Here is a 16,638-nt window from a genome sequence, read left to right as displayed (position 1 = left end):
AAATATCAATTTGTTTACTTTTTTTAAGAAAAGATGTTTTACAACCTGTTTTTGTTTCAAATTGTAGATTTTGCAGGGGTTTTAGTGTTAATACCTAAAACAATTAAGGATTATTTCATATTCCAATGAAGAAAAATATCTTTAATTGATTATTTTTGGCAACCGTAAATAAGAAGTCTTATAAAATCGAATATAATGAAAGAGGAAGTATTCAATTTAAAACCAACCAAGAAGGATCGTAAGGATATGATCCAGTACATCAACCTTCAATTGGCTGCCCTTGGTCAACCTCTGTTCCACGACGAAACCGATGCAATGAAAAAACTTTCCAATGCAAGGTTTCTGGATTTAACAGAAAGCCTGATCAGCAGTTTTAGGGAAAAATCACGATTGTTGTCTGATCACCTTTCTCCGGTTGATACCAGAATACAGAATTTTATCGATGATTATCTTAAAGATGTTGAAATTGGTAAATCGCTTCGTATTCCTAACAACACATTTGTGCTGAACCAAAAGGGACTGGCACGAGAGATCAGTTTGCCACCCAATGGGGATACCTTTAAAAATAAATTGGTAACATCTTATCGCGTAAAACAAGGTGTTTTAAATAATCCACTGCATGATAAAAGAACCACTAAAGGTACTTTTCATATTGTAGAGGGTGGTTTGCCTGTGCCTTTAGATAAAAAGGAAGTGCCTAAGGTGGCCTTTGCGCACCTATTACATGCTGCGTTAAACCCGCCAGAAGAGTATAAAGTACTTCCCTTCACCTCGAATCAGGAAAAACAAGCAAAAGTGATGCTTTCGTTATTGATGCGTCCTATTGTTTGTCCGCAAGTAAAAGGGGTAATCGAGGAAAAAAGTATGGAGATCCGTTTTTTTGCTCCCGGGTGCCTGGCAAGTAACCTTGATTTTGTGGAAAGTATTTTTGGTAATGCCGGTGACCATAATCTGGCTGAGAACGATGCAGCGCTTGATGTTGAGCATTGGACCGGACATACCGGAACTGTAATTTTAGCTCCACAGCTAACTACATTAAAGAAGAAAGATATTGGTTTGCCTCATATTTCCGAAGCCACAGAACGTCAGAAAAATGACGGAATGTGCTGGGAAAATGAAGATGAACTGTATAACGATGGTGGAGCATTTAAAATAACATGCCGCGACGACAGAGGGGTGGTAGTTACGCTAATTGCCGATAACTATTACGGTTATTCTAAGAAGGAAGTAAAAACCCAAATCGGATATTCTGCAAATTTATACGGTTTGGTTGAAGAGGAGCACGCAGGTGGTGCCGTTGCTTATCCGCGCGGAATAATGGGTGAAAACGTATTTGGCAAAAATTTCTGCGATAAATTCGATACCAAGTATTCTTTTAAAGAGGCAATGGATTTGCTTGGCGATAAGGTAGATGTGAAGCCAGAGGGCTATGCCGTGGACAATAAGTATGCGAATATTGTTTACATACCTGAAACCGCCAATATCGACATACAAAAAAGTTCTGTAAGCTGGAATAACAATGGCAGTGAATTTAAGCTTAAACTCTCTCCGAAAAAGACCTATGTGTACCCAACCGGGGATAAATTCGATTTGGTTAAGCATCCGGCACAGCCGCTTTGGAGAATGATCCATACAAACGCTGAAGGCATGTTCTGCCATAAGCCCTGCACTGTTTCCGGTGGTGGTAAGTCAGAAATCTCCAAGTCTCTTCAAAATGCCATTAAATATGGTACGTTTAACATTCAAAATCTTCAAGAAGACTTCAAACTTGCCGACGAGATCATTAACAAGGATTATTCAAAACGTTGGAAAAATATCCGTCCCGATGCTGGTGTATCCCGTCCGTTCCTTAGTCCTGAAAGAACCTTGGGTTCGGCAGTGAAGCTTCTTACTCCTTCCGATCAGTATAGCGATGAGTACAACAAGTTCCTTAAAGATATGCCGGAACATATTCGTACTTTGGTTCTTTTTGTAAAGCGTTTGTACAGAAACGACACCGAAAAAGGAAACTGGAAAGATTATATGACCGTTGAAATTGTGAACGGTCGGGCAGGAACCACATTGATGTATAAAAATAACCCGGTTATCGGTAGTTACGTTCGTATCGGATTTAGCAAGGACCAAAACTGGTTGGTACATAAATTGCGCTCTGACTTTGTTCCCAGTCATAAAATTCAGATGGAAGATGATATCACAGCTTCTATCACTTTGCCCGCTGAAAAAATTAAACACCTTAACCCGGAATTTACCAATAAGAGTGTTAAGGTAACCAAAAACTGCGAAAGCCACTTGTTCCAGCGCCCTGATGAGGCTGTTATTAGAGGATATGACGTGGATGCAGAGTTTGATATTGTTCAAAACGGTACATTCTTAACTAACTATGAGCCGCTTCGCAAAGCCGACGCTATTGAGCTGGTTGAGGATGCCATGAGTTTTGATAGATACACGAAGCCGGTTAAGGATCTAATTACCAAGGTGGCCGATAGCGATAAGGACGGATATTTCGTTACGCCTTCGCATACCCGTATTGTAGAGGATGGACCCACTAAAAACCCGCGTTATTTACAGAAAAACATTTATGCCATTGAAACCAAAGATAGCTATTTGGCAGATGTAGGTGTTCGTTTACGCAGAAGAATAAAACCGGATGAACCCGTAATAACTACGGTTAACGCGGTATTGCCCGGGCGCAGAAATAACCCCGCGGACAAAAAAGCCGGGATTAGATCGTTGAGCGTTTATAACCCAATTCACTATCAGGAGTTGCCGGAGTTGTTCATGGACTTTATTTGTAGTTTAACCGGTAAGTCACCATCTACTACGGGTGCTGGTTCGGAGGGTGCGTTGACCAAGGGGCCTTTTAACATGTTGGCGCCAACGTCCGATTTGAACAATGCATTATTGTCTTATATTTTAACCGAATACCAAGGCTTTAGTTCCGCTGCGGGTTATGTTGGGCAGGATAGATTCGACCATGATATCAGTCTTCTTATTCCCGAAATATGGGCTCGCTTGGTACCTGAAGACAGAGATCCTAAATTATTGATAGAAACAGGGTGTCTTGAAAAATTGGAGGATTTTGAACACAAAGGGCAAAAAGTTCTTGCGAGCCGTTTAGGGTATAGGATTACTGAGAACTTTGCGTTCAGATGTATGAACCGTCTGTTTGATGAGCCTAAGGCGGTATTTAATGAGGAGATGTTGAAGCCTGAATTGCAAGGTATCGAAGACTTTGTCGACGGAGTAAATAATATTGTTGAAGCACAAAAGAAAGTGGCTTTGGCGTATTTTGCCGATGGAAGTGTTAATGCCGCTATTCCTCCTTTGAAAATCCTATTGAGCATTATGGCTTATGGCGAATATGAAGGAAAAGATATTAGCGATCCTGAATTGCGTAAATTCTTCAACAGGGATTACGTGATTGAAAGCGATTGGTACCAGGAACGATTGAAACGTAAGCAAACAAAGGAACTTGAGTTTACAACTAAGCAGTTGGCAGACCTTGAGGATTTTGCAAGTAAACCGGAAAATCAGCTTCTTGTGGAAGAAATGGATATTAACAACAGGATTAATGTAGCCAAAGAAAGATTGGGCTATGTTAAATCAGATGATTTTATCAATAACATAGTAGGAACAATTGGTTTAGATCCATTGTATAGAGGGTAATCGACTACTGTTATTTTGTGATATTATAGGCAGCTTCTACGGGGCTGCCTTTTTTTGTTAATACCTTACCTCCAATGTTCAGCAAAATGGCAGAATATTGGAGGTATGGTACGTAAGCAAAATATTTTTTATGGAAGCGCATCGACTCAAAGACCAAAACTGTTAGATATGTTTAAACCCGCAATATACATTAGAAATCCTATTACACATTGAAATTACTTTAAAACAAGACACTTCGTTGTATCACTTCAACTCACCAGAACGATGCTATGCCTCGTTTCAGTAATGCCTTGTTTTATTGTACTTGCCATGCTCATGACGAACCTCCAATACATAATCTGGGTTAAATTGAAAACATATTAAACATGTACAGGCATCTTGGTCAAGACAAAAAACGCTTTGATTTTCGGCTTCGCCAGGTTGTATCATGATTTTTCGGTTTTGTAAATACGGCTTTTTGAGGGAGTATGTATCTGGTGGGTAACGTTTATAGATAAATGTAAAGTGCTCTTGGCACAAAGCCTTTTTATTGGGGTTTGTTTTTATGCGAAATTCATAAACAAAAAAAGGCCATCGAATTCCGATGGCCTTTTTAAGTATCTTAGTGTAATTACTAGAAATATTTTAACCTTTCGTCTTTAACCTCAGATTTTTCTCTGATAGAACGGGAAAGACCGTAGGATTTACTGCTATTGGTACTTTCAAGCTGTGTTTTAGTTGAGCTAATATCCGGTGTGTCGCTGATTGACTCGGAAGTTACCTTAACTACATAAACACCTTGGTTTCCTTTAACAGGGATTGATATTTTGTCAACATCGCTTAGCGAAGCTAAAGCTACCAATGCAGGCTCAACTCCGGCTCCTGAAACCTGGAACGATCCAAAGTTGATGTTGGCCGCTGACTGAACCTTGCTGTTCATCTTTTGGGCTAATGAAGTTAAACTTTGACTGGATGCCGTATTCTCTTTGAATTTCTTCATGATAATATCAGCTTTTTTGTCCTTCACCAAAATATTCCTGATTCTACTTTGTACAGAGGCATCGTCTACATCCTGGAATCCTTCTTCCGAAGCTTCGGTTACCACTGCGATTACAAATTGGTTTCCAAATTCGTAAATAGTAGGAGACATATCGTTAACTCCTGACTCAAAGGCCCACTGAACAAGTCTTCTTGAACTTTCCAATCCGCTAACGTTTCTGTCCGTAGCTTTTAAAGTAGCAAAACGAGGTGTTAAGTTTTCGGTTTTAATACCTTCCCTAAATTTGTCAGCTGTGTTATTTGTGGCGGCAAACTTATTGGCGTTAGAGTACACTTGCTGATATGTCTTAGAGCTATACTTAACTTCTCTGGCTAATGTGGCAATGTTGTATTTGGTGGTTAGTTTACCCACCGCCTGAATTTCGATGATGTGAATACCAAACTGAGTCTGAACTTTAACGACATCGCCTTTTTTGCTGTTAAAACAAGCATTGTTGAACGGCTTAACCATGGTTCCCTCTTTAAACCAGTTTAAGTCGCCACCATTGATGGCCGAACCGGTATCTTTTGAGTTGGTTCTGGCAAGGCTGGCAAAGTCAGCACCTTTTTTGATCAGGTTCATCAAGCTATCTGCTACGGCATTTCCTTTGGCAGGATCTTGTTCCTGAATTAAAATATGTCGGGCCTTAACAGAATCGGGCATTTGTTTAATCGCAACAACTCTGCTTAATTTGTAGGTTTCATCTTCGAAATAAGGTCCGTAGACATCTCCTTCATTCGCCTTTTTAACGAAATCTTTGATGGCGATCCTTACATCTTCAATCTTCAGGTTATTGTCTTCATAAGGAAGATCGGAGTTCATGGTCACGAATTGCGCAGCATCCGTTTCCGGTTTGGAAAACTCAGGCTTAATGTCAGTGATCCATTTTTCGGCCATTTCCTTGTCTTCTTGCGACGGATTTACCACAAATGTGACATATTGTATGGTGCGTTCGGCATCTTGCTTAAAGTCGTCCTTATTATCATTGTAATAAGCTTTAATTTCGCTTTTGGATACTTCAACAGTTGTGTCCGGAATAGTGCTGTAATTGACGGCAACAAAGTCAAAGTCTACATTACGCAATTTGGCCTCAGCCTCACTGTTGATTTGGCTTGATGTTACATAAAAACCTTTTTGGAAAAGGTTAGAATACTTTGTGTTCAGCTTTTCGTTTACCAGACTCTTTTGAAGAAAATGCCAGTAAAAACTTCTGTTGCGATCTGTTTTGCGTGATCTTAAAAAATTCAATACAGCGGACTGATTGAAAATACCGGTTTGCGGATCGGTAAACATCTGGCGAATCCCGGGATGAGGGTTTTTACCAGTTGCCATGTCAATTACCTCGTCGGTGGTTACATCAATCCCGACGTCCTCATATTTCTCGCCCATCACAATATCCATCACCATTTCCTCCCATACCTGTTCGCGAATCTGGTATTGCATATTTTCGTCCAGGCTGCTTTGTCCTGAGCTTAATTTACGAAAATCTTCAGCTTGACTGATTTCGTTCTGATACGCATCGTAACTAATGACGGTACCATTTACGTTTCCAACTTCAATACTACTTGGTTGCTGGCCACCTCCTTTTCCGCTGAAGAAATCTGTCAATATAAAAGCAAGTAAGGCGAATCCCACCATAAAAGCGACAAGGACTCCACCTTTTTTTCTAATTCTCTCTAATGTTGCCATTCTGTTTATTGTTAATTTTAAATTCTCAAAAATCAGGTTACGAATATACAAAAAAATGGAGAACACGATGTGCGCTAGCGCATGGAATGAGCAAAATCAGCAAAAAAACATTTTTCTTTGGTGCTTAAAATCTGTCGGCCAGCCTAAGGTGTAGATAAACAGTATGTTGATTCAAACCGAAGGAGTGCTTGAAACGTTTGCTAAAAGCAGTGTGGAAGCAGGGTTGCTAAGGATGGTTCAGGACAGTGAGGTTTATGAGGTCGATTCGGTTGTCAGAAGCGACCTGGATCTTCATTTTGAAGTTGTCTATTTGAATTTCTTCTCCGTTTTTGGGGATAGCTTCGTGATGGTGAAGAATAAAACCTGCTATGGTTTCGTAGTTGTCCGATTCGGGCATGTTAAGACTGTATTTCTCATTGACATAATCAATTTCCACTCTTCCCGAAAATATAAATTCGTTTTCCGAAATCTGTTTTTCTACTAAATCAGAAACATCGTGTTCGTCGTCAATTTCGCCAAATATCTCCTCCAATATATCCTCCATGGTAACAATACCTGCTGTACCTCCAAATTCGTCAACTACCAGCGCAATACTCCTGTGCTCTTGGGTGAATACTTCCAGCAGCTTATTGGCTGTCATGGTTTCGGGTACGATTGATAATGGATTGATGGCGTTTTTAAGCTGCTTGGGTTTTTTAAATAATTCGGAAACATGGACGTATCCTATTATATTGTCAATGGAGTGTTTGTAAACCAATATTTTTGAGTAGCCGGTTTCAATAAATCGTTGTTTTAAAATTTCCAGTCCTTCTCCAATCTCAATGGCTGATATTTCGGTTCGGGGAATAATGCACTCCCTGATTTTTATTTTGGAAAAGTCGAGCACGTTTTTCAGAAGTTTTACTTCCTTAGCTACCTCATCATCGATTTCCAACTTTTCATGGTGGTGCGATATCAGATTGTCCAAATCGATTCTTCCCAGTACCATATTTTGCGAGGTTTGCAAAGTAGGCGTCTTTAATACCTTTTTCATTAAAAAGTCGCTAAGCAGCAAGGTTAGTCGCGATATGGGATAAAACATTGAGTAAAAGATCAGCAAAGGTAAAGCTGCTATGTTTAACACCAATATTGGGTTGATTCTAAATAAAACCTTGGGAAGGAATTCTGCGGTTACGAGAATGAGAAGGGTGGATATTGCTGTTTGGGCAACAAGAATACCAGTAGGGGAACTTACATAGATTCCAATAAGAGGTTCAAGTATCCTACCCATTTGTAAACCGTATACAACAAGTGCTATGTTGTTGCCTACCAGTAATGTTGAAATAAATAAGCCTGTGTTTCTTATAAAAATATCTATAATATTGCTCAGTTTAGGAAACTTCTTTTTATTCAGCTCTATCAACAGTTTATTGGAAGATATAAAAGCCATCTCGCAACCCGAGAAGAATGCCGAAAACATTAAAGCAAGAATAATGATGGTGGTGTGATCCATTTGCCGCCGAGTAAATTAAAGTCGAAAATAATAATAATAAGGGTTCAAACGAAAATAATTAATGAAGAATATACCTGTCAGTTAATATTTAAAAACATTTTATTCTTCATCCAATCCGATGGTTCCGCTCATTTTCTTGAGGGTATACTGTTTCAAGTTTTCTGTAGCATTAAGGCCATAGCCTGTTATTATTTCGTCTTCGGTAGTGATTTTAACAAACTTTTCCGTGTAGATATGTTCGTTTTTCTGATCCCAAAAAAGCTGTTCGGTGTTAAATACAACGCCTTCGTCATTTACGGCTTCTACATTATTGCGTAAATCCCATAATTGTATTTTGTCGTGAAAGATAGCGTACTTGCATTTTATTTGAGCATCGATGGTATTCAGCGAATCATAAGTCATAATATGGCCACCCTTTGGATATTCTTTGTAGGGCTCTTCGGCTTTGTCGTAATTTAAGAGTAGTGGGGTGGTAACGTGATATTTGATTCGTCCAGAATCCGAAATAAAAGTTTCAAAGTCCACAATTTCGAGCGAAGGTGAATTTTGGTTGGCTTCCAATGCTTTAATTTCTTCTGGTTTGTTAGAAGTGCATGACAAGCTAAAAAACAAAACTGCAAGTGTCAACGCACTTGCAGTTTTGAAAAATTTATTAGTACTGATATAAATATCGTGGGATCTCATGATTTATAAAATCACTATTATTTAGCTCTAATCTTTGTGCTGATTCCAATCCATCCGCCTACAGAATAAGTGTCGCCAACTTTAAATCCCTGAAAGAATATCTCTTCGGTTCCGGGGAAGTGCTTAGAGTAAATACTAATTAGTCCGTTGGCTTCTTCAGCAACTTCTGCATCGATGCTCTTGGCTTTAACAAACATATCCACTGCAGCCCAATAAGCTGTTTTGTGTTCAAATTCGTTTGAACCAAAGTTGCTTGCGGATGCGGCAAAAAGTTTTCCAATTAATATGTAAGGTGAACCCCAGTCAGGTCTTAATTCGATTGCTTCTCTAGCCAAAGCTCTGGCCTCTTGTAATTTGCCCTGGCTTTGCTTAATTAGTCCTAACTGATAATTATACGTTCCTTTTTGAATAGGATCTTCCTCCAGTCCAATGGCTTCGGTGTAATATTCTGTGGCCTTTTCAATGTTTTGTTGTTTAAGGTAACCCCGTGCAATACCGTAGGCTGCGGCAGCTGATGGTTCAAGCTCATATAGGCTTTCAGATACATCATAAAGTAATTGTGCATCTTCGCAGTTTCCGCGAGCCAATAGTTTGACTACCAATTTTAACCAGTCTTTGTTATCATTGTTTTCGGTAAATTGAGGGCCAAAGATTTTTTCGATCGTTTGACAGTCTGCGGCACCGCTTGTTGCAAAAAGTTTCTCAACGTTAGTTTTAACGTCGGCTAATACCTCTTTGGTTTTTGCTTTAGTAGTGGCGTTTATTTGTGCTGTTAAAATATCGTTCACTGTAACGTAATTCTTAACCACAGATTCTGCGCCCGTTTGACCGGCTTTGTACATGGCAACTGTGTTAGTCATATATGTTGCCAACACCGCCACTTCACTTTTGTTTTTTTGTCCGGCTACCGATTTCTCGAACAGTCCCTGTGCTTGCTCCCTGTACTCAGGCATGGATCTTTTATACGCAAGCATTTTTGTTGCCTTACGGCCCAAAATATAGTTTTCGTTATATTTTCTATGGTTGCCCATATATTTGATGCGTTTGTCGTATACGCCCATCAGCTGTTGAAAAAGTTCTTCTTTTTTAGCTTTGTCTTTTTCGTTTTTGATGCGCCACTCCATGATTTTAATACCATCGGTATAAACCTTTGAACTTGAAAGGGGACATTCGTTATAGACTATTTCCCAAGAACTTACAGCATCCGCATAGCTTTTTTGTTTTACATATTCTGTAAACAATGATAAATTTTTAAGACATCTAAGACTGTCTTCGCCGTGGCCGTATTTCGAACCATCTTCAACTCCTTTTTGGGCAAATGCCTGAGCACCAATAAGAGTTATCATTCCCGCGATAAAAATCTTTGTTAAATTCTTTGACATGGTGTTATAGGTTTAAAATATTTGTTAATCAAATTGTCTTTTGTAAAACCACAGTTCATGTATACTAAAATTAGCTGTAATTTTTCCGTATGATTGTTTGTAATTGTTGCTTCCGTTTGCATCTCTTTTGCCAAATTCTACCGCTAGGTTAATCGATGTTTTGGATCTTTTCAATGGTAAACCCAATCCAAAAGTTATGCCATAATTTTTCAGGTCGCTGTTAATAACGTTGTTGTTAACATCACGATAGGAGCCGATGTTTTCGTCGCGAGCATAAGCGCCTGCTCTGTACCGTACTCTGGCCAAGTAACTTTTTGCCGATCTGTCGTTAGGTATATACTCAGCGCCTACCGAGTATTTGGTTGTGTTTTTGTAACTGAAAGTTTTATCGAAGTGCTTGGCATCCGACCAAAGTTCTGCAGAATAATCGGCAGCAACAGTAAGTTTGTTTTTAATATTATAGGAAAAACCAAAACCGTACGAGCCGGCATATTCGATTTCGTTGTTATCAAGGCTTTTGTTATGATGACGCAGTGTGTCCACGGTCGAACCCGGATAAAAAAGGTTATTGTCGTCGCCAAATATAGATCCGCGGGCAATATACGAGGTTGCATCTCCTTTAAGGCCTATTTTAGGACGGAATGTGACCCCCAGCGTTAATGACCTGGCATCGTCCAGCAGGTGTGTGTATTGGGCCCCAAAGTCATATACTATGCTGGAAATTCTTACTTCATTGTATATTCCATGATTTAAAGCCAGGGTAGAACCCAAAAACTCCGCTTTGGAAATATTTCTAAGATTTCCGAAAAGATAACCAAAGCTGGCACCCACGGATAAGTTTTCAATGGGTTTAACGGCCAGGCTGAAATAGGCTTGGGTTAAATTACCACTTCCGTTAAGTTGCGATTGGGAATTTATTTGCTCATCGGTTGTTAAAAATTTATACCCTGTGCCAGATATTGGTTTAAATCCAACGGAAGAAGTCACACGAGGTGAAACAGAGAATGCAAGCGCAATATAATCAAATACCATATCGCTATTTTCAATGTTACCGTCTTGCGTTTCCTGAGACTGCCAGAAATAAGACATACCTCCATCAAAATAAAAGGATAAGGAGTCAAGGGCAGATAAAGAAGCCGGGTTAAAATTGTTGATGCCGTATGAAGATCGCACTCCAATACCCGTTCTTCCCATCGCGCTGCTAGAGGAATATCCTATGGTTTGTGATTCTCCCAAACCGAAACGCGAAAGTGCAGAGAAGGTTCTCTGTTGAGCGGATAAATGAACGAGTGGATGAATAGATAAAAATGTTAGCACCAAAAGTGCTAATTTATTTGTTTTTAGCATTATATTCTAAAATTGTATTTAAACCGGTTTGTACCAAATTAGGATTTACAAAGATGGGATTTTTTAGATTTTTGGCAAAAAAATATGCGTCCCCTCCGGTTAAAATAGATTTTGCATTGATATTCAATCTGTTAAAGTGCTCAATATAGCTGTCAACCTCAAAAATTACGCCATTTTGAACACCAGACCAGATGGCTTCTTCGCTGGATAAGCCCATAAAAGGTGATTCCGGGTTCAGTTTTAACAAAGGCAGTTGCTTGGTGTTTTGGTGAAGTGCATTAAATCGGGTTTGAATTCCCGGGGATATATTTCCTCCGGTAAAGGTATTGTCAGCATCTAAAAAATCAATGGTAATGGCGGTACCGGCGTCTATAATTAATTTGGGATGTCCTTTGAATAAATTAAATGCTCCTACCAATGCGGCTATCCTATCCTTACCTAAAGACCGGGGCGTTTTGTAGATGCTTTTGATAGGTAATAGGCTGGTTTCGCTTAAAATATGTAAATCAATATGGCTGTTTATGCCCAACTCCAGCTTAAGTTCTTCTGCGTTAGAGTAATCGGTTTGAACAGATGATATGATCGTTTTGTTAATAGAATAATTAGACTGGACAATTTCCAGAACACTTTTATCAATTTTTTTTACGGAATCGGAATGAATCAAGTTACCCTTGTCAAAAACACCAATTTTTGTAAATGTATTTCCCTGATCTATGACTAAATTCACGGATTGTATTATTTATTATTGTAAACACGACGAATAATTGGGTAATTACATAGTTTGCTTCAAAGCAAGCCTGGCTGAAATTTATGGAGGTAAAAATACTAAAAAAAGCTTTGTAATGAAACCAAATAAATGGGCACATACATTATGAGAAAAGTATTTATTGTTGAAGATGACCGTTTTATAACAGCAATTTTCACCATGTTTTTACGTGATTTGGGACATGAGTTGGTGGGGCGAACAAGTTCGGGCAAGGAGGCGATTGACAAATGCAAGGTGCTTAAGCCGGATGTTGTTCTGATGGATATTCATTTAGACGGTGAATTAGATGGCATTCAGACTGCCGAAATGCTGAAACGCGAATTAGAGGTGCCGATTATTTATATATCAAGCGATACTTCTTCACCCGTGATAGAGCGTGCCATAGTATCAAACTCATATGGTTACCTGGTAAAGCCCATCAACAAAAAAGAACTGGGGATAAGTATTGACCTGGCGTTTTTTAAACATAAGGTGGACATTGAACAAAAAGAAAGAGAAAAAGGTTACAGGGAGTTTATCTCCGATTCGCCCATGCCTATTGTGGTGGTAAGGGACGGTAAAATAGCTTATTTAAACAGGTTAGGATTAGATGTTTTCAGAACGCATTATATAGAAGATGTAATGGGTTTGCCCATTAAAAACTTTGTGGCAGATAAGAGTTATGAAGAATTTTGTGAAATAATTGATTCTTCTATTTCACAGGATAAAAGGATAGATCCGTTTTTAGCCAAGATGAAAACCGTGCATGGGGATTATTACTGGGCAGAAATTGCAGGGTCAAAGGTGAAATTTAACAATCATCAGTCGGTTCAGTTAATTTTCAGGGATGTTTCGGTTCGTAAGTTTAGCGAGAGGAAAAATAAGGTTTACGAAAAAGTTATTTTCGAAAGAAAGAACATGTCGTTTGTGTTAAACGATAGCTTTGAGATCGTCAGGAGCAATGTATATACGCAGGAACAGCTAGGGTACGATAAGATCGAAGGAAGAAAGTTTAAATCGATTGTAAACTCCGATACCGGGTGGCTGGATGAACTGAAAAAGATGGATTGCAAAACCCACAAAGGTCAATCCGTGGAAGTTATTTTTACAAATGGTAGTTCTTCTGTGTTCGACCTTTATGTGGTATGTTCCGTAAACGGAGAATTAGATGAGATAATTCTTTTCGAAAATTGCGATTAATGTTCGTGAAAAATAGAACTGTAAATATCGTCGAAAACCTTCTTGACCGATGAAATATTGTCTACCGATGGAAATACCATACTTAATTTTTTACCCTTTTCACGCATTTTAATGTTTTTGGATTGTCTTTGAAGATATGCTAAGATGCCTGTAAACACCGGTGACTGGTAATATGGTGATTCTTGATTGGATACAAAATAGACAATCAGTTTGCTGTTTTTATAGATGATTTTTTCGATACCGAGGTCAATGGCATTCCAACGGATTTGTACCACCTGAATAAGTTCCAGGGTGGTGGTTGGGATAGCACCAAACCTATCCATCAGTTCCGATTTAAAGGCCTCCAATTCATCTTCGTTCTTTAATCCGTCGAGCTTGCGATATAGCTGCATTCTCTCCGCAATATTTTGTACGTAGTCATCGGGCAGCAATAATTTCGCATCAGTTTCAATGGTGCAATCCGAAACAAAATGGATGTTTTTGTCGGTAGCCCCATTAATTTCTTCCTGATACAGCTCTTTGAACTCGGTTTCCTTAAGTTCCAGAATGGCTTCGTTCAATATGCGATGATACGTCTCAAAACCTATGTCGGCAATAAAGCCACTTTGTTCGCCACCCAACAAGTTTCCCGCGCCTCGAATATCCAAATCTTGCATAGAAATATTGAATCCACTTCCCAAATCAGAAAACTCCTCGATAATTTTCAGTCGTCTTCTGGCCTCTTGTGTAACAGATGTCAAGGGGGGTGCCATGAGGTAACAAAAAGCTTTTTTGTTGGACCGGCCAACCCTTCCGCGTAACTGATGAAGTTCACTTAATCCGAATTGATTGGCATTATTGATTATAATGGTATTGGCATTCGGTATGTCTAAACCCGATTCAATGATGGTAGTGGCTATAAGTACATCGTAATCGCCATTGATAAAATCGAGCATTATTTTTTCTAACCGCTGCCCTTCCATTTGTCCATGCGCCACAACGGTTTTTACGGTTGGCAGAATTCTGTTGACCATCGCCTCAACCTCATGAATGTTCTGTACCCGGTTATTAATAAAGAACACCTGACCATTCCTGTCTAACTCATATGAAATGGCTTCTTTAATTATTTCGTCGTTAATGGTGTGAAGCTCGGTAAGGATGGGGTGGCGGTTGGGTGGCGGGGTATTTAAGATGGATAAATCGCGCGCTCCCATTAACGAAAATTGTAAAGTGCGCGGTATAGGGGTTGCGGTAAGAGTAAGCGTGTCCACATTAATCTTTATTTTTTTCAGTTTCTCCTTGATGCTAACCCCAAAACGTTGTTCTTCATCAATAATTAGCAATCCCATGTCTTTAAATTCCACATCTTTACCTATTAATCGATGTGTTCCGATAAGGATGTTTAATTCCCCGGTTTTTAACTTGTTCAGGGCATTTTTAATATCCTTGGTTTTACGCAAGCGGCTGATGTAGTCTATGTTGCAAGGGAAATCTTTGAGCCTGTCGGTAAAGGTTTTAAAATGCTGCATGGCCAAAATTGTGGTGGGTACCAACACCGCTACTTGTTTGTTGTCGGCCACTGCCTTAAAAGCCGCACGTATGGCTATTTCGGTTTTTCCAAAACCAACATCTCCACAAACCAGCATATCCATGGGGGTGTCTTTTTCCATGGCTTCCTTCACCAGTCGGGTCGACTTTTCCTGGTCAGGAGTGTCCTCATATATAAACGAAGCTTCCAACTCTGTCTGTAAATAACTATCAGGGGTAAAAGCAAAGCCGGGTTCCTGTTTACGCTTGGCATACAACGCAATCAGTTCGCGTGCAATGTCTTTGACTTTTTTCTTGGTTTTGTCCTTGATTTTCTGCCAGGCAGCAGTTCCCAGTTTATTGATACGTGGTGGTTCGCCTTCTTTGCTCTTGTATTTGCTAATTCGATGCAGCGAATGGATACTGACCAACAACACATCGTTATCCTTAAATACCAAACGGATGGCTTCTTGCTTTTTGCCGTTGACCTCAGATGTTACAAGCCCCCCAAATCGACCAATCCCATGATCGACATGTACCACGTAATCCCCCGGATTTAAGCGGCTGATTTCCTTGAGTGAGATGGCTTGCTTGGCTATTCTGGCTTTGTCGGTTCTAAGGCTGAACTTGTGGTATCGTTCAAAAATCTGGTGATCGGTATAAAAACAAAGCTGCAGGTCGTGATCAATAAAGCCTTCATGCAGCGTTTTGTCTTGTGCGATATAGTTTACTTCGCTACCCTTGTCCTCAAAAATGGCAGCTAATCGCTCGTGTTGTTTCGGGTTGTCTGCTAATATAAAAGTTTTGTAACCACTTTCTTGTTTGCGGATTAAATCTTCTTCCAGCAAGTCAAAGTTTTTGTTGAATACAGGTTGCGGCGTTGTTTTAAATTTTATTTCCTGCGCATCTTTAAATGTACTTTTTTTGCCGAATTCAATGCTTTGTCTATTGCACAGTTGTTTGTGGATTGTTTCGCCATTAACAAACTTATCAGGCGAAGGAACACTTGCGTCTTTTGATTTCTGGCTGTGGCGATGCACAATTTTAACGTGTACATCTTTTATTTTTTTTGCGATAAAGTCAATATCATACGCCCAAATCTTGGTTTCCCGATTCACGAAATCAAGCAAGGAAATATTGTCTTTATCATTAACAGAACTTAAGTTCGGTATGATGGCTATTTCGTCGAGCTTGGTTTTGGAAAGCTGGTTTTCCAGATCGAACGTGCGAATAGAATCAACTTCATCACCAAAAAAATCAATGCGGTAAGGATCTTCATTGGCAAACGAATAAATATCGATAATGCTTCCCCGCACCGAGAACTGACCAGGTTCGTATACAAAATCTACTCGCTGAAACAGGTATTCGTTCAAAACTTCCGTTACAAAGGATATATCCAGTTGCTCGCCATTTTTAATATTTAATGTAGAATCTTTTAATTGAGTAATGGTTGGAACCTTCTCGAACAATGCCAATGGATAGCTAACAACGATACCCGTTTTATTTGTGTTGGCCAGAAAGTTCAAGGCTTCGGTGCGCAATATAATATTCGACGATTCTAAGTTGCCGTACTCGGGAGATCGTTTGTAGGTTGAGGGTAAAAAATAAACGTTTTCTTCGCCTATCAACTGAACCAGGTCATTATAAAAATAAGCAGCTTCTTCTTTGTCATTCAATATAACTAAATGGGAGTCTTTATCTAGGCTAGCAGCCATTAAAATACTTTTAAAAGAGCCTGTTGTGCCTGCGATAAAGATATGCTGGGTAGTTTCGGCGATGGCAGTTTTTACTTGATTTATAATAGGGTTGTTCTGGTACTCTTTAAGAATGTTGGACTGATTCACGCTGCAAAATTTTTTTGCAAAAGTAATTAATTAACAAAAAGGTTAGCCATTAAGTTATAACTTAT

Annotated in this window: 9 protein-coding genes; 2 read left to right on the top strand and 7 right to left on the bottom strand. The window is 39.3% G+C overall.

Annotated features, from left to right (window positions below):
- Positions 1-195 precede the first annotated feature (195 nt).
- The gene (locus ACT29I_RS22235; RefSeq protein ID WP_430935938.1) at positions 196-3,666 is read left to right on the top strand and encodes a hypothetical protein; all 3,471 of its coding nucleotides are present in this window, start codon (positions 196-198) and stop codon (positions 3,664-3,666) included.
- Between the two features lie 613 nt (positions 3,667-4,279).
- On the opposite strand, the gene ACT29I_RS22230 is transcribed toward ACT29I_RS22235, so the two are convergent.
- From ACT29I_RS22230 to ACT29I_RS22205, 6 genes are all read right to left on the bottom strand, one after another.
- Positions 4,280-6,373, bottom strand: a complete 2,094-nt coding sequence (locus tag ACT29I_RS22230) for a peptidylprolyl isomerase (RefSeq protein ID WP_430935940.1) — start codon at positions 6,371-6,373, stop codon at positions 4,280-4,282.
- A 226-nt stretch (positions 6,374-6,599) separates the two neighbouring features.
- Positions 6,600-7,865 carry a hemolysin family protein gene (locus ACT29I_RS22225; RefSeq protein ID WP_430935942.1) on the bottom strand — a complete coding sequence of 422 codons (1,266 nt, stop codon included), beginning with the start codon at positions 7,863-7,865 and terminating at the stop codon, positions 6,600-6,602.
- A gap of 99 nt (positions 7,866-7,964) precedes the next feature.
- The gene (gene lptC, locus ACT29I_RS22220; protein WP_430935944.1) at positions 7,965-8,549 is read right to left on the bottom strand and encodes an LPS export ABC transporter periplasmic protein LptC; all 585 of its coding nucleotides are present in this window, start codon (positions 8,547-8,549) and stop codon (positions 7,965-7,967) included.
- Between the two features lie 17 nt (positions 8,550-8,566).
- Positions 8,567-9,931: a tetratricopeptide repeat protein gene (locus ACT29I_RS22215; RefSeq protein WP_430935946.1), complete on the bottom strand. Its 1,365-nt coding sequence runs from the start codon at positions 9,929-9,931 to the stop codon at positions 8,567-8,569.
- Between the two features lie 24 nt (positions 9,932-9,955).
- Positions 9,956-11,278 (bottom strand): OmpP1/FadL family transporter, encoded by a 1,323-nt coding sequence (locus ACT29I_RS22210; RefSeq protein WP_444794450.1) that lies wholly within the window; start codon positions 11,276-11,278, stop codon positions 9,956-9,958.
- Positions 11,262-12,005 carry a type III pantothenate kinase gene (locus ACT29I_RS22205; RefSeq protein WP_430935950.1) on the bottom strand — a complete coding sequence of 248 codons (744 nt, stop codon included), beginning with the start codon at positions 12,003-12,005 and terminating at the stop codon, positions 11,262-11,264. The genes ACT29I_RS22210 and ACT29I_RS22205 overlap by 17 nt, the downstream gene beginning before the upstream one ends.
- Positions 12,006-12,149: 144 nt before the next feature.
- Here ACT29I_RS22205 and ACT29I_RS22200 point away from each other — a divergent pair, with 144 nt between their 5' ends.
- Entirely contained in the window at positions 12,150-13,223 is a 1,074-nt protein-coding gene (locus tag ACT29I_RS22200) for a response regulator (protein WP_430935952.1), read from the top strand.
- Here ACT29I_RS22200 and mfd read toward each other — a convergent pair.
- The gene (gene mfd, locus ACT29I_RS22195; protein ID WP_444794449.1) at positions 13,220-16,573 is read right to left on the bottom strand and encodes a transcription-repair coupling factor; all 3,354 of its coding nucleotides are present in this window, start codon (positions 16,571-16,573) and stop codon (positions 13,220-13,222) included. The two genes, ACT29I_RS22200 and mfd, sit on opposite strands and share 4 nt — an antisense overlap.
- Positions 16,574-16,638 lie beyond the last annotated feature (65 nt).

The sequence above is a fragment of the Saccharicrinis sp. GN24d3 genome (assembly GCF_052400645.1).
Lineage (GTDB): Bacteria > Bacteroidota > Bacteroidia > Bacteroidales > Marinilabiliaceae > Saccharicrinis.
This window is presented reverse-complemented; position numbering and strand designations above follow the sequence as displayed.

What these genes read in the sequence shown, in the direction of transcription:
- ACT29I_RS22235 (WP_430935938.1), top strand. Translation starts at nt 196, where the DNA reads ATGAAAGAGGAAGTATTCAATTTAAAACCAACCAAGAAGGATCGTAAG.
- ACT29I_RS22230 (WP_430935940.1), bottom strand. Translation starts at nt 6,373, where the DNA reads ATGGCAACATTAGAGAGAATTAGAAAAAAAGGTGGAGTCCTTGTCGCT.
- ACT29I_RS22225 (WP_430935942.1), bottom strand. Translation starts at nt 7,865, where the DNA reads ATGGATCACACCACCATCATTATTCTTGCTTTAATGTTTTCGGCATTC.
- lptC (WP_430935944.1), bottom strand. Translation starts at nt 8,549, where the DNA reads ATGAGATCCCACGATATTTATATCAGTACTAATAAATTTTTCAAAACT.
- ACT29I_RS22215 (WP_430935946.1), bottom strand. Translation starts at nt 9,931, where the DNA reads ATGTCAAAGAATTTAACAAAGATTTTTATCGCGGGAATGATAACTCTT.
- ACT29I_RS22210 (WP_444794450.1), bottom strand. Translation starts at nt 11,278, where the DNA reads ATGCTAAAAACAAATAAATTAGCACTTTTGGTGCTAACATTTTTATCT.
- ACT29I_RS22200 (WP_430935952.1), top strand. Translation starts at nt 12,150, where the DNA reads ATGAGAAAAGTATTTATTGTTGAAGATGACCGTTTTATAACAGCAATT.